Source organism: Pseudidiomarina sp. (assembly GCF_048267825.1).
GTDB lineage: Bacteria > Pseudomonadota > Gammaproteobacteria > Enterobacterales > Alteromonadaceae > Pseudidiomarina.
This window is the reverse complement of the sequence record NZ_JBLWWR010000001.1, coordinates 338234-352048: the sequence shown is the minus strand read 5'-3', so window position 1 is coordinate 352048 and position 13815 is coordinate 338234. Positions and strand designations below refer to the sequence as shown.

The window sequence follows — 13815 nt, the reverse complement described above, 5'->3', positions numbered from 1 at the left end:
GCGCCGTGTCAGGTATACTCGCACGGCGTTTTTTCTTGTATGGCACTCGATATGACAACAACGGAAGTCTCTACAATTACAATGCCACGGCACGTGGCCATTATCATGGATGGTAACGGGCGTTGGGCACAAATGCGCGGCAAACGGCGTACCGCCGGCCATAAAGCCGGTGCGGAAGCTGTTCGTGCTGCGGTACAGTTTGCCCGTAAAAAAGGCATTGAGTCATTAACGCTATTTGCTTTTAGTAGCGAAAACTGGAATCGGCCTGAGCAAGAAGTTTCAGTACTGATGGAGCTATTCATGAGCGTTTTGAAACGCGAAGTGAAGAAATTACATAAGTACAATGTTAGGCTAAAAATAGTGGGTGATAAGTCAGCATTCAGCGCGCGTTTGCAAAAGCAAATGCAACAAGCGGAACAAATGACGGCCGACAATACCGCATTAACGTTAAATATCGCGGCGAACTACGGCGGCCATTGGGATATTACCAATGCTGCGCGTAAATTAGCTGAGCAGGTTGCCGCTGGGCAGTTACAGCCGAGTGAAATAACCACTGCGTTGTTAGCAAGCGAATTGGAACTTGCTGACCAACCGGTACCAGATTTACTTATAAGAACAGGTGGCGAACACCGAATTAGCAATTTTCTGCTGTGGCAATTGGCTTATGCAGAATTTTATTTTAGCAAGGTATTATGGCCGGACTTTGATGATCGTGAGTTTGCTGCTGCGATCGCAGATTTTAGTTGCCGAGAGCGCCGCTTTGGCTTGACCAGCGATCAGCTCCAGCAGGCCATTTTAGATACCGATGTGACGACCGGGGACAAGTTTGCTTAAACAACGCATATTAACCGCACTCGTTTTAATCCCGTTAGCACTCTATGTTGTGTTTGCACTGCCTTTATTTTGGTTTGCGGTCGCAATCATAGTGCTGATGACAGCCGGTGCCTGGGAATGGGCACCGTTAATGAATGTGACTCGAAAAAGTGCACGGGTAGCGTATACCCTTTTTATTGCTGCGGCGTTAGCGCTGCTAACGTGGTTAGTCCCGCTTGATAAAATTTGGCAAGACGGCCAACTTGACCCCATCATTTACGTATTAGTGATTGCGGGCTGTGTGTGGTGGGTAATTGCCACCGCATTAGTTATTAACTATCCGCGGAGTCGCAGGGTTTGGTCGCGTACACGCTCGATAGTTGGCGTGTTTGGCATGCTAACGCTATTACCTGCCTGGGCTGGCCTGATTGCTGTACGGTCTTTAAATTATGCCGAGCAACCGTTATTTGGCGGTTTTGCCGTGCTGTTTGTATTGCTGCTGGTGTGGGCTGCCGATGTCGGTGCCTATTTTGCCGGTGTGCGTTACGGGCGCAACAAACTAATGCCGGCGGTGAGCCCGGGGAAAACGATGGAAGGTCTACTAGGTGGCATCACGCTCGCTTTTGTGGTGATGATGGTACTGGCACATTGGTTGAAAATTCCCGCTGAACAATTCTCAGGGTATTACATCACGGGGTTAGTCACGGTGGTGGCATCAGTATTTGGTGATTTGAATGAGAGTATGTTTAAACGCTGTGCTGGGGTAAAAGACAGTGGCTCAATATTACCCGGACATGGCGGAATACTTGACCGTATTGATAGTTTAACCGCAGCGTTGCCAGTTTTTACCTTATCTTATTTGTGGTTTTTAACCTGATATGAAACAACGAATTACGATTTTAGGTGCAACAGGATCAATCGGTCAAAACACGCTGGCCGTAATGGCAATGCAACCGGAACGTTTTGAAGTGTTTGCGCTGACGGCAAATGGCAACGTTGAAGCGATGGCCGAGCTGTGTCTAAAACATCGTCCGGAATACGCCGTTATGGCGGATGAGCAGGCCGCTCAAGCACTGCAACGGAAGCTCGGTAGTATTCAGTGCGAAGTGCTCGCGGGTGAATCTGCATTGGCGCAGGTTGCTGCGGCTGAGCAAGCTGATACGGTGATGGCGGCTATTGTAGGTGCAGCTGGACTAATGCCGACCATGGCCGCAGTAAAAGCTGGAAAGCGTGTGTTACTTGCCAACAAAGAAGCCTTGGTCATGTCTGGCCAGATATTTATGGATGCGGTAGCAACGCATGGGGCTGAATTGCTGCCCATTGACAGTGAACATAACGCGATTTATCAATGTTTGCCAAAAGAAGTGCAGCAACCGCTTGGGCATGCTGATTTGGCGCAAGCTGGCATACATCAGATACTTTTAACGGGTTCTGGTGGGCCATTTCGAGAGTTACCTCTAGCAGAGCTTGCGCAGCAAACACCCACTGCTGCATGCAATCATCCGAACTGGTCGATGGGCCAAAAGATTTCCGTCGATTCAGCCACCATGCTCAATAAGGGCTTGGAATACATTGAAGCGCGCTGGTTGTTCAACTGTAAACGCGAGCAATTGCAGGTGGTGGTACACCCGCAAAGCGTGATTCATTCAATGGTTAGTTATCTGGATGGTTCTGTTTTAGCGCAATTGGGTCAACCCGATATGCGCACACCCATAGCCTATGGGTTGAGCTACCCCGAACGTATACCAAGTGGCGTGGAAGCGCTCGATTTTTTAAGTCTGGGCGCGTTAACATTTATGCCTGCAGACCCCGAACGCTACCCGTGTTTACAGCTCGCAATCGATGCCTGTTGGGAAGGGCAGTGGGCAACCACCGCATTGAATGCAGCGAATGAAATTGCAGTCGCCGCTTTTCTGGAACAACGTATTCCGTTCACCGCTATTGCACACATTTGTGATAGTGTACTAAATCAATTGAACCGACGTGAACTCGATACGGTCGAAGGCTTAATTGAACTCGATGGTGAGGCACGTGTGATTGCACGACAGCAAGTGGAGCGGTTTTCATAATGGGTAGTATTGTTTGGTCGCTCGGTGCATTTATTGTCACTCTTGGGATACTCGTGACCTTTCATGAATTTGGTCATTTTTGGGTCGCCCGACGCTGCGGCGTCAAAGTTTTAACGTTTTCGGTCGGCTTTGGTAAGCCAATCTGGCAACGCGTAGCCCGAGATGGCACCGTTTATCAAGTTGGCTTGATTCCTCTGGGTGGTTATGTTCGCATGCTCGATGAGCGTGTCGACACGGTTGCGCCAGAAGATCGTGGGTTAAGCTTTAATTCAAAAACAGTGGCGCAACGCGCAGCAATTGTTGCTGCTGGGCCTATAGCGAATTTTGTGCTGGCAATTGCAGTGTTGTGGGCCATGTTTTTAATTGGTGTGCCTTCGGTAAAGCCCATTATTGGCCAGGTGGCCCCGAACTCTATTGCAGCGCAGGCTGGCATACAAACACCTAGCGAGATTATTGCGGTCAATAACAGCACTACCGAAGACTGGCAACAGGTTAATTTGCACCTGGCAGCAGCCTTGGGGAACGAAGTGGTAACGGTGCAAACACGTGATACCAACAATCGGTTACGTGACTATCCATTGGATATTCGCACCTGGCGCTTAGATGATAAGCAGCAACCGATGTACGTTGCCTTGGGGATGCAGCCATTTGAACCGGAAGTGTCATTGGTATTAAGTTACGTAGCAGAAAATTCCCCAGCGGCGGCCGCAGGCATTCAGGTAAACGATAAAATTATAGCGTTTAATGGAACTCCTTTAACGGATTGGCCTCAAACGAGAGACTTGATCATGCAAGCCGCTGGCGAATCGGTAGAAATTACCGTAGAGCGTGCTGGCGAAATGCGCACGCTGGAGGTAACGCTTGGGCAGCGTGAAGTTAACGAACAACAGATTGGATTTCTAGGGGTAGAGCCGACTGTAGCGCCGTACCCTGATGAATATCGATTTACTCAGCAGTTTGGGTTAATTGAAGGGTTCACACAAGGTGTGCACCGCACGTGGGAACTGATGGTTCTTAGTGTAAAAATGATTGGCAAGTTACTGATTGGAACGGTTTCAGTAAGTAACTTGAGCGGTCCAGTAGCGATCGCAGAAGGAGCAGGAGCTACAGCCAGTTATGGCTTAGTTTATTTTTTAGGGTTTCTAGCATTAATTAGTGTCAACTTGGGGATTATCAATCTGGTTCCGTTACCAATACTTGACGGCGGCCACCTCGCGTTTTTAGCCATTGAAGGTGCGCGTGGAAAGCCGGTTTCAGATGGTGTCCAAGAAGTTTGTTACCGCATTGGCGGTATTCTAATTTTTGCGCTTATGGCAATCGCTATCAGTAATGATATTTTGCGTTTGTCGCAATGAAACGACATGTACAACATAACAATTAAGTAGCACAGAATGACGTTGAAACAGCTGTTCTTAAGCGCCCTGGTTGCAGCGGCGTCACTTCCCGCACATGCAGTAGCGAGTAGTGCCGAGAGTAATTCGCAAATAAATAATGATGTATTTGTGGTTGAAGATATTCGTGTGCGCGGTTTGCAGCGTGTAGCTTTAGGCGCCGCATTAACTTATATCCCCATTCGCGTTGGCGACCAAATTGATGCGAATCGAATTCGCGCCAGCATCCGTTCACTGAACTCAGCCGCGTACTTTGAAAATATTGTGGTTCTTCGGGAAGGTAACACGTTAATTTTTAACGTGATTGAGCGCCCGACAATTTCCGGTATCGAGTTTGACGGTAACAAAGAAATTGAAGATGAGCAGCTTGAGCAAAGCTTAACGGATAGTGGCATTGTGGTGGGTGAGCAACTTGATCGCACCATGATCGCATCCATTGAATCAGGCTTGGAAGACTTCTTCCACGGCGTTGGTAAGTATAATGCCAGTGTTGATATCAGCGTGATTGAATTGCCGCGTAACCGTGTGCGTCTAAGTTTGGTGTTTGATGAGGGCGACTCAGCAGAAATTGAGCAAATAAATATTGTTGGTAATAAGAGCTTTACCGACGATCAATTATTAGCTGATTTTGAATTGAAAGACCAATTGCCTTGGTGGAACTTCATTGGGGAACGCCGTTATCAGAAACAACAGTTAACGGGCGATTTGGAAAAGCTTGAAAGTTTTTATCGCAACCGTGGGTACTTAGCGGTGCAGATTGAATCGGTACAAGTGAGCATGACGCCGGACAAAGAGGGTGTTTATATCACCATCAATGTTAATGAAGGCGACGTGTACAACGTACGAAATGTTACTGTTATCGGCGACCTGAAAGGGCACGATGAGGTTATAAAACGCCTTGTGTCGATTGAACCAGGTACCCGATATAACGCCGAACAAATCACCTTTTTAGAAGAAGCAATTTCTAAGTTTTACGGCCGTTACGGTTATGCATATCCTGAAGTGCGTGCAATTCCAGATATGGAAGAAGGCAGCAATGATGTCGATTTAACGTTCTCGGTAACGCCAGGACAACGCATCTATGTTGACCGCATTAACTTTATCGGCAACAACGTAACAGCCGATGAAGTACTTCGTCGTGAAATGCGCCAACTTGAAGGTGCACCACTGAACGATATGCTCATAGAACAAAGTAAAGTTCGCCTTGAGCGCCTTGGCTTCTTTGAAACCGTTGAAACATCGACGCGTAAATCAGATAGCAACGACGACCGTGTTGAAGTCGACTTTACGGTGAAAGAACAGCCATCAGGCAGTTTTAATTTCACCTTAGGTTACGGTGATTACTCAGGTTTTCAGGTTGGATTGGGTTTATCGCAAGAAAATTTCTTAGGAACGGGTAATCGTGCCTCAATTAACTTGAATACCAATCGCTATCAAAAGAGCGCTTCAGTCTCGTATACAGACCGTTACTTGACCAAAGACGGTGTCAGCCTCTCAGGTCAGCTATATATGAGCGAGTTTGATGCAGGTAACTTAGAAAACTATATTCGCTACAACAAAAAGCAATATGGTATCGGCAGCTCAATTGGCTTCCCAATCAATGAAGTTACAAGCATTAACTTCGGTGCAACCTATCGTAACGAACAAATCACCAACGTTGATAGTTACGATCAAGTGTCGCGCTTCTACAGCCCTTATATTGACGAACAAAACCCGAATGAAGGTGTTTCGTTTGATATATTCGAATTATCAGCGGGTATTAACCGTGTCACGTTAAACCGCGGTACGTTCCCAACGTCGGGTACACAAAATACTTTGCAGTTCGAAGTGGCAACACCCAACAGTGATGTGAATTACTTCCGAACCAGTTATGACTTCCGTCATTATTTACCAATAACTAACGATCACGGCTTTGTATTTATGACACGCCTGCGGTTAGGTTACGGTAATGGTTATGGAAGTGATGACGCTGGCAATGATTACTTATTCCCGTTCTATGAAAACTTCCGCTTAGGTGGTCGTGATAACTTACGTGGATTTGAGGGGAACACTATCGGCCCTCGTGCGGTTTACCGTTATCCACAGAGTATTTCGGGACAGACAGGGTACTATGGTGTGCCGACTGGATTGCCGACGCATCCGAGTGCTGATTTGCTTGCCGTAAGCGAGTTCTCAGTGGGTGGTAATGCAATGGTTGTAGGTGGTTTGGAACTTATCGTACCAACACCGTTTATTTCGGAAGAGAATAAGAACACCGTTCGTACGAGTTTTTATCTTGATGTAGGTAATGTCTGGGACACGGAATTTGACTACGATGCGTATAGCCAGCTAGGTTTAGCAAGTGGCTCGCAAGAGTTAAAAGACTTTAGTGAACCAACCCACTATCGCGCTTCGGCCGGTGTTTCGATACAATGGTTGTCACCAATGGGGCCAATAACCTTGTCATTTGGTCGACCAATACAATCTGAACTGTCCGATCGAACGCAGACATTTACGTTTAATATCGGTACAACATTCTAATAAATATCAAGGAGTTAAATGTGAAAACTATTGTTAAATCGAGCATTGCAATTGCGTTACTTTCGTCTGCGTTGTTTGCTAATGCAGCTGAAGCCCAGCAAAAAATTGGTTTCGTGAGCGTGCAAGAAGTTCTGGCTAACCTGCCACAGGCACGTAACCTTGAACAGCAAATTCAAGATGAATTTAAAGCACAAATTGAAGAAGTAAACGCCATTGAAGAAAAAATGCGTGGCTTGAGTGAAAAAGCCCAGCGTGACGCGTCAATCATGTCTCCAGGCGAGCGTGTAACGATGGAACGCGAGATGGAAATGCTGGACACGACGCGTCAGTTAAAAGTTAAAGCGTTGCGTGAAGATATGGGCCGTCGCGGTAACGAAGTTCGTGATCAGCTGATGGGCGAAGTAATGCGTAACGCACAAAGTGTTGCTACAGAGCAAAGTTTTGACGTGGTGTTGCAACGTAGCGCACTGGTTTATGGAAATGATGCTGCAAACCTGACTGACGAAGTTATCAAAAAAATGACAGGTGGAAACTAAGTTAATGCAAACACTGACATTGCAGCAGCTCGCTGACGCAATAGGTGCGGCAGTGCAGGGTGACCCTGCGCTGCCCATTCAAGGTGTAGCAACACTTGCCTCGGCCAAGCCGGGGCATATTGCGTTTTTAGCCAACGAAAAATATCGCAGCCAGCTCGATAGCACCCAAGCAAGCGCCGTTATTGTTGCGCCAGATGTTGATGTGCCGGATGGTATTGCTGCATTGCGAATGAAAAATCCTTACGCTGGTTTTGCTAAAGTTGCGCAATTATTGGATACCACCCCGAAACCTGCCGATGGTATTCACACGAGTGCCCAGGTACACGCGACTACAAAGATTGGGAAAAACGTTTCAATAGGCGCCAATGCGGTTATTGCTGAGCAGGTTGAACTGGCTGATAATGTTACGGTTGGTGTGGGTTGCTATATTGGCCCGAACACGCGTATCGGAGTTGGCACGCAGTTATGGCAACATGTGGTGATTTATCACAACTGCGTCATCGGCGAAAATTGCCTGGTGCATGCAGGCACTGTGATTGGTGCTGACGGATTTGGCTGGGCCAATGAAGGCGGTAAGTGGATTAAAATTCCACAACTTGGCCGCGTGGTTATTGGTAATCGTGTCGATATAGGTGCGAGTACCACAATTGATCGCGGCGCGCTGGACGATACGATAATTAGTGATGGTGTGATCATTGATAATCAGTGCCAGATTGCGCACAACGTGTTTATCGACGAAGACACAGCCATAGCGGGTTGCACAGTTTTAGCTGGCAGTTGCCGTATTGGTAAGCGCTGTTTAATCGGCGGGGCGACTGCTATAAATGGCCATATTTCAGTGTGTGATGATGTTCAAATCAGTGGTTTTTCCATGGTTATTAAGGAAATCACTGAACCTGGCGCTTATGCTTCAGGTATTCCTGCAGCACCACAGCGCGAATGGCGCCGAAATGGCGCGCGTTACCGCCAGCTTGACGACTTGTTCCAACGCGTCAAGAAGATTGAAAAGCAACTTAATAACTAATAATTAATTAAAACGAGGATGACGCTTTGTCTGAGAATGGCGCATTTGATATTAAAGAAGTACTCAGTTTATTACCCCACCGGTATCCATTTTTACTGGTTGATAAAGTTGTTTCTTGTGATAACAAAACAACGATTCATGCGGTAAAAAACATCACCGTGAATGAACCCATTTTTACAGGTCACTTTCCGGGCAACCCAATTTTCCCTGGGGTACTTATCCTTGAGGCACTCGCGCAAGCGTCTGGGCTCCTTGGTTTTAAAATTACTGCCAGCCAACCTGGTGTGAATGACTTATACTTATTCGCAGGTGTTGATAATGCGCGTTTTAAACGTCAGGTGTTGCCGGGTGATACGTTGAATTTACACGTTACGTTCGAGAAAGAACGTCGGGGCATTTGGGTCTTTAAAGGGCGAGCTGATGTTGATGGTGAATTGGCATGCAGCTGCGATATCATCTGTGCAAGAAGGGAAACCTAAGTGATACATCCTACCGCTATCATTGATGATTCGGCCCGTATAGGGAAGAACGTTGAAATTGGTCCTTACACTATTGTTGGGGCCAATGTTGAAATCGGTGACAATTGTGTCATTGGTCCACATGTGGTGCTGCGTGGCCCAACAACACTGGGTAAGAATAACCGAATATTTCAATTCGCCTCGGTGGGTGAAGATTGCCAAGATAAAAAATACAAGGGCGAACCTACGCGCCTAGTGATTGGCGATAATAACGTTATTCGTGAATGTGTCACCATTCATCGTGGTACGGTGCAAGATCAAGGTTTAACGCAACTTGGCAACAACAACCTATTGATGGCTTATGTTCATGTAGCGCATGACTGCATGGTGGGTGATAACGTGATTCTGGCCAACAATACGACACTGGCCGGGCATGTGCATGTGGGTGACTGGGCCATTCTTGGCGGGTTCACGGGCGTTCATCAATTTTGCCACATTGGCGCGCATGCATTCACTGCGGTCAATTCGGTGGTGGTTCAGGACATTCCGCCATACATCATGGCGCAGGGCCACAATGCGGCCCCGCGTACCATCAATGCGGAAGGCTTAAAACGCCGTGGCTTTAAACCAAATCAGATATTGAATATTAAGCGGGCATTCAAGTTATTGTATCGTCAAGGGCTTACCATTCAAGAAGCTGTTGAAAAAATGCGCGAACTTGATGCTGAGATCGAGCTACAGCCAATGATTGATTTTGTACTCAATAGCCCACGTGGAATTATTCGTTAAGTTCATTAACGGCACCAAACTATGACACACCCACAACCTCTTATTGCCGTTATTGCTGGCGAGCATTCTGGCGACTTGCTTGGCTCAGGAATGTTGCGTGAGCTTCGCGCACGGTATCCTCAAGCTGAGTTTATTGGTGTGGGCGGCCCGCTGATGCAGGCACAAGGTTTAACCAGCCTGGTACCTATGGAAGATTTGGCGGTTATGGGCATCGCTGAGGTATTTGGTAGTTTATTCAAACTGCTGGGGCATCGCCGTAAGCTGGTTAATACGTTTTTACAACGACGCCCTGATGTTTTTATCGGCATTGATGCGCCAGACTTCAACTTACCGATTGCCAAACGTTTGAAAGCTGCTGGAATTCCTACGGTTCATTATGTCAGTCCATCGGTGTGGGCATGGCGGCAGGGGCGTATTCATGGCATTAAGCAGTCGGTTGACCACGTGCTTTGCCTATTGCCTTTCGAAAAAGAATTCTACGACCAACACCAACTAGCTGCCACCTTTGTGGGCCACCCGTTAGCTGACTCAATTCCAATGCATTGGGCAAAGCCTTCGGCGCGCGAGCAACTTAGCTTAGACGCTAAAGCAACCTGGGTTGGCGTGTTGCCGGGCAGCCGCAAAGGCGAGATTGCGCGCATGGCACCATTATTCCTAGCAGTGGCCGAACGTTTATTGCAACAAAACCCACAGCTAAAGTTTGTAACACCGATGATTAGTGCCTCTCGTGCAACTCAGTTTCGTGCATTGCAGCAGCAACTGGCACCGCAATTGCCGTTGACAATTATCGACGGACAGTCACGTGAAACTATGGCTGCGTGTGATGCGTTGATGCTTACCTCCGGCACCGTAACCCTTGAAGCTATGCTGATAAAACGTCCAATGGTTGTCGCCTATAAGTTTAACTGGCTGAGCTTTCACATGATTAAACGGCTGTTTAAAGCGCCATTTTTTAGTTTACCTAATCTACTTGCTGGCGAAGCGCTGGTGCCGGAATTCGCGCAAAATGAGGCAACTGTCGATAATTTAGTAACCGCAATGCAAGCTCAGCTAGGCCCTCAGGCAGAGCAAACAGTACACCGCTTCACGCAGTTGCATGAGCAAATTCAGCGCAATGCAGATGTGCTAAGTGCTGATGTTGTGCAAGGCTTCATAAGCGCTTAAATCACGCTTCATTATTCGATAAATTCGAACATCACGTGCCATTTTTAGCAATAATCATTCGATTAATTACCAGCTATACTGCATCCATGTTAATTCAAGCAACGTACGCAAGTTGCCAATGTGGAGATTTAAATGGGCTTATTAGTTGATGGTAAATGGCAAGACAAATGGTATGACACAGATAGCACCGACGGTAAGTTTGAGCGCAGTGCTGCACAATTTCGAAACTGGATTGAAGCCGATAAAAACGCCAAATTTCCAGCCGAAAGCGGGCGTTATCATCTGTACGTGAGCTATGCTTGCCCGTGGGCTCACCGAACACTTATTTTTCGCAAACTGTTAGGCTTAGAGCAACATATTTCGGTGTCTGTGGTGCATCCGCTGATGCTTGAAAATGGATGGGAGTTTGCCGAAGAACCGTTACAAGACAGCCTGTACAACCTCGACTACCTGAATCAGTTGTATTTAAAAGCTGACGCGAACTATAGCGGCAGGGTAACAGTGCCTGTGTTGTGGGATAAACAACAGCAAACCATTGTCAGCAATGAATCCGCTGACATTATTCGTATGTTTAACAGTGCTTTTAACGACCTAACGGGTAACACCTTGGATTTTTATCCGGAGGCGTTACGCACAGAAATAGACGCAATAAATGATCGCGTTTACGACAATGTGAATAATGGCGTATACAAATGTGGCTTTGCGACGAAGCAGCGCGCCTATGAAGCGGCGTTTGTCGCACTATTTGATGAGTTAGATGCACTAGAACAGCGTTTAGCAACCCAGAAATTCCTGGTTGGCGATACGCTTACCGAAGCCGATTGGCGTTTATTTACTACCCTGGTTCGTTTTGATTCGGTTTATGTGGGGCACTTTAAAACCAATCAAAAACGTATTGTTGATTACCCGAACTTGTGGGCTTATGTGCGCGCTCTATATCAAGTACCAGGTGTGGCTGAAACGGTAGTGATGGACCATATCAAACGGCATTACTACGGTAGCCATCACATGATTAATCCAACCGGGGTTGTGCCGGTTGGTCCGTCAATTGATTTTATGGCGCCACATGAGCGTGGAGACGTGTTATGAGTGGAATTATTCTAAGTCGGCATCGCGGTATGCCAGCACAAGATGGTGCAGGGGTGAAATTAACACGCATTGTGAATCAACCGAGTCTACGCCATCAAGATCCATTTCTAATGTTGGATGAGTTTCGATCGGACAATCCGAATGATTACATTGCAGGATTTCCGCCGCACCCACACCGTGGCTTTGTAACCTTAACCTATATGCTTGCAGGGCGTATGGAGCATAAAGATTCAAACGGTAACACCGGGGTAGTTGAAACCGGTGGGGCGCAATGGATGAAAGCTGCCCGGGGCATTATCCACGCTGAAATGCCGAAGCAGGAAGACGGCCTGATGTGGGGTTTTCAGTTGTGGATAAACTTACCTGCAGCGCGCAAAATGGAAGCAGCAGATTGGGCTGATTTCCCTCAAGATAAGCTTGGAGTTGTTCGTGGTGAAGGCGCTGAACTGCGTGTTATCGCAGGTGAACTTGAGCAGCAGCGTGGGCCCATTCAGCAGCCCGAACAAAACTTCTTGATGGTGGATGCACGACTGTCCGAGGGTGCGACATATAGTGTCGCAAGCCAACAGCAACAAACACGCTTGGCTTATGTGTATCAGGGCAGCATACTGGTTAACGATGAATTGGTTACGCGCGGTGAATTAGTGCGGTTGCATGCTGAAGGCGATATCAACCTTCAAGCCGGTAGCGATGTGCCAGCAGGCATAATTTTGCTAGCAGGCAACCCTATTGGCGAACCCATTGCACAGTACGGCCCTTTTGTCATGAATACACAGGCAGAAGTAGAGCAAGCCATACGCGATTACCAAGCGGGTACACTAACCGCATAACAGATAACGCAAGGAGCTTCCATGTCCACACAGATGCCAACACAGATGCGCACACTAAGCGCTGGTGCTGAGAATAAGGTGCTGTGGCAGCACCGTGACCTATCCAAGGTGCAGCCCAATGAAATACGCATTAAGGTTGCTTACAGTGGGATGAATCGCGCGGACTTAATGCAGCTGGCTGGCCATTATCCGCCACCACCTGGGGCATCCGATGTGTTGGGGTTGGAAGTTAGCGGTGTGGTGCATGCCGTTGGCGCTGAAGTGACGGCGCACCAAGTTGGTGACAAAGTCTGCGCGCTTTTAGCCGGTGGTGGTTACGCCGAGTACGTTACAGCGCCTGCTAATCAAGTGCTGGGCCTACCCAAAGGCATGGAGCTTGCTCATGCTGCAGGTATCTGTGAGGTGTTCGCGACGGCGTGGTTCAACATTTATGACATTGCAGCTACTCAGCCGGGCGAACGAATTTTAGTGCATGCAGCGGCAAGTGGTGTTGGTCAGGCGGTAGTGCAATTAGCTAAAATATTTCATAATCCAACGTTCGCCACGGCGGGTGACGACGCGAAGTTAAACGTGGCACAGCAACTCGGCGCTGAGCAAGTTTGGAATCGGCATCACGGCAGTTTTGTCGACGCTGTAAAAGCGTGGGGTGGTGCTGATGTTATTCTTGATCCTGTGGCGGGTCATTACATTGGATGGAATCAAGAAGTGCTGAACCAAGATGGGCGCTTGGTGGTGATTGGACTCATGGGCGGCCGTGTTGCGGAACTTGATGCTGGTAGGTTGTTAATGAAACGCCAACGCATTATCGGGAGTACCTTGCGCAGTCAGCCCAATCGCATAAAAGCGCGAATTATGGCCGATCTTTATACGCATGTGTGGCCGTTGTTCGAACAGCAGCAGATACATCCATCAATTGACGAAGTGCTGCCAATTGCGCATGTTGAAGACGCATTTAAGCGTCTGCGAGAAAATGATACGCAGGGTAAACTTATATTGGTTTGGTAAGTTTCAGGAATAGATTGCAAGAAAGAAGTGGTGGAGGGGGCAGGATTCGAACCTGCGAAGGCTGAGCCGTCAGATTTACAGTCTGATCCCTTTGACCGCTCGGGAACCCCTCCACACGAGGCGGGCA

At 47.7% G+C, this 13815-nt stretch carries 13 protein-coding genes and 1 tRNA gene; 13 read left to right on the top strand and 1 reads right to left on the bottom strand.

All coding sequences use genetic code 11. From position 1 onward, the window contains the following. The first annotated feature begins 51 nt into the window (after positions 1-51). The 13 genes from uppS to ACN0UN_RS01685 all read left to right on the top strand — a co-directional run bounded on the left by uppS (position 52) and on the right by ACN0UN_RS01685 (position 13688). Entirely contained in the window at positions 52-834 is a 783-nt protein-coding gene (uppS, locus tag ACN0UN_RS01745) for a polyprenyl diphosphate synthase (RefSeq protein WP_417658452.1), read from the top strand. Beyond that, the gene (locus ACN0UN_RS01740; RefSeq protein WP_417658451.1) at positions 827-1690 is read left to right on the top strand and encodes a phosphatidate cytidylyltransferase; all 864 of its coding nucleotides are present in this window, start codon (positions 827-829) and stop codon (positions 1688-1690) included. Before uppS ends, ACN0UN_RS01740 begins: the two co-directional genes overlap by 8 nt. A gap of 1 nt (position 1691) precedes the next feature. Further along, positions 1692-2882 (top strand): 1-deoxy-D-xylulose-5-phosphate reductoisomerase, encoded by a 1191-nt coding sequence (gene ispC / locus ACN0UN_RS01735; protein ID WP_417658450.1) that lies wholly within the window; start codon positions 1692-1694, stop codon positions 2880-2882. Further along, entirely contained in the window at positions 2882-4237 is a 1356-nt protein-coding gene (gene rseP / locus ACN0UN_RS01730; protein ID WP_417658449.1) for a sigma E protease regulator RseP, read from the top strand. The genes ispC and rseP overlap by 1 nt, the downstream gene beginning before the upstream one ends. A gap of 36 nt (positions 4238-4273) precedes the next feature. After that, a complete protein-coding gene (gene bamA / locus ACN0UN_RS01725) occupies positions 4274-6793 on the top strand; it encodes an outer membrane protein assembly factor BamA (RefSeq protein ID WP_417658448.1) in 2520 nt (839 codons plus the stop codon). Positions 6794-6813: 20 nt separating this feature from the next. After that, positions 6814-7329 carry an OmpH family outer membrane protein gene (locus tag ACN0UN_RS01720; protein WP_417658447.1) on the top strand — a complete coding sequence of 172 codons (516 nt, stop codon included), beginning with the start codon at positions 6814-6816 and terminating at the stop codon, positions 7327-7329. A 4-nt stretch (positions 7330-7333) separates the two neighbouring features. Beyond that, positions 7334-8353: a UDP-3-O-(3-hydroxymyristoyl)glucosamine N-acyltransferase gene (gene lpxD / locus ACN0UN_RS01715; RefSeq protein ID WP_417658446.1), complete on the top strand. Its 1020-nt coding sequence runs from the start codon at positions 7334-7336 to the stop codon at positions 8351-8353. A 26-nt stretch (positions 8354-8379) separates the two neighbouring features. After that, positions 8380-8832 carry a 3-hydroxyacyl-ACP dehydratase FabZ gene (fabZ, locus tag ACN0UN_RS01710; RefSeq protein ID WP_417658445.1) on the top strand — a complete coding sequence of 151 codons (453 nt, stop codon included), beginning with the start codon at positions 8380-8382 and terminating at the stop codon, positions 8830-8832. Beyond that, entirely contained in the window at positions 8833-9600 is a 768-nt protein-coding gene (gene lpxA / locus ACN0UN_RS01705; RefSeq protein WP_417658444.1) for an acyl-ACP--UDP-N-acetylglucosamine O-acyltransferase, read from the top strand. Between the two features lie 21 nt (positions 9601-9621). Then, a complete protein-coding gene (lpxB, locus tag ACN0UN_RS01700) occupies positions 9622-10764 on the top strand; it encodes a lipid-A-disaccharide synthase (RefSeq protein ID WP_417658443.1) in 1143 nt (380 codons plus the stop codon). 132 nt (positions 10765-10896) lie between these two features. After that, positions 10897-11853, top strand: a complete 957-nt coding sequence (locus ACN0UN_RS01695; protein WP_417658442.1) for a glutathione S-transferase family protein — start codon at positions 10897-10899, stop codon at positions 11851-11853. After that, on the top strand, positions 11850-12683 hold the full coding sequence (locus ACN0UN_RS01690) for a pirin family protein (protein ID WP_417658441.1): 834 nt from the start codon (positions 11850-11852) through the stop codon (positions 12681-12683). The genes ACN0UN_RS01695 and ACN0UN_RS01690 overlap by 4 nt, the downstream gene beginning before the upstream one ends. A 21-nt stretch (positions 12684-12704) precedes the next feature. Then, positions 12705-13688, top strand: a complete 984-nt coding sequence (locus ACN0UN_RS01685) for an NAD(P)H-quinone oxidoreductase (protein WP_417658440.1) — start codon at positions 12705-12707, stop codon at positions 13686-13688. 28 nt (positions 13689-13716) lie between these two features. On the opposite strand, the gene ACN0UN_RS01680 is transcribed toward ACN0UN_RS01685, so the two are convergent. Beyond that, positions 13717-13801 (bottom strand) — tRNA-Tyr (locus ACN0UN_RS01680). Between the last annotated feature and the right edge of the window lie 14 nt (positions 13802-13815).